2 protein-coding genes are annotated in these 491 nt (G+C 58.2%); one reads left to right on the top strand and one right to left on the bottom strand.

The annotated features are described in order from the left end of the window. Window positions 1-211, bottom strand: a 211-nt coding sequence (locus tag GFJ41_RS21070; RefSeq protein WP_206001611.1) for a hypothetical protein, incomplete at its 3' end; no start/stop codon positions are given. Between GFJ41_RS21070 and GFJ41_RS21065 the strand changes: the two genes are divergently transcribed. Beyond that, on the top strand, window positions 120-491 hold a 372-nt coding region (locus GFJ41_RS21065; RefSeq protein WP_500048761.1), incomplete at its 3' end, for a chlorophyll a/b-binding protein. The genes GFJ41_RS21070 and GFJ41_RS21065 overlap by 92 nt on opposite strands.

Below are 491 nucleotides of genomic sequence, written 5' to 3'. Positions count from 1 at the left end.
CTGCAGACACAACCAGTACAGAGATGGCCTCTGCCTGTGCTTCATCAGCCATTGCTGCTGTTGCCTTCTCTTCCCCAAGTTCCCAGAAGGCCTCCTTCTTTGGAGGAAGAAAGTTGAGAGTGAGCAGGTTTGCATCACCTTCGACCGGAAGATCAGCAGCCGTGTGCGCTGCAGCTGATCCCGAGAGACCAATCTGGTTCCCCGGCAGCACCCCTCCCCCGTGGCTCGATGGTAGCCTTCCCGGAGACTTCGGGTTCGACCCTCTCGGCCTAGGATCTGACCCGGAAAGCTTGAAATGGAACCAGCAAGCGGAGCTCGTGCACTGCAGGTGGGCTATGTTGGGCGCAGCCGGCATTTTCATCCCCGAATTCCTCACCAAGATCGGCATCCTAAACACGCCCTCATGGTACACGGCCGGTGAACAAGAGTACTTCACCGACACCACCACGCTCTTCGTTGTGGAGCTGGTTCTGATCGGGTGGGCCGAGGGA

The organism is Paraclostridium dentum (assembly GCF_012922555.1).
GTDB lineage: Bacteria > Bacillota > Clostridia > Peptostreptococcales > Peptostreptococcaceae > Paraclostridium > Paraclostridium dentum.
This window is presented reverse-complemented; position numbering and strand designations above follow the sequence as displayed.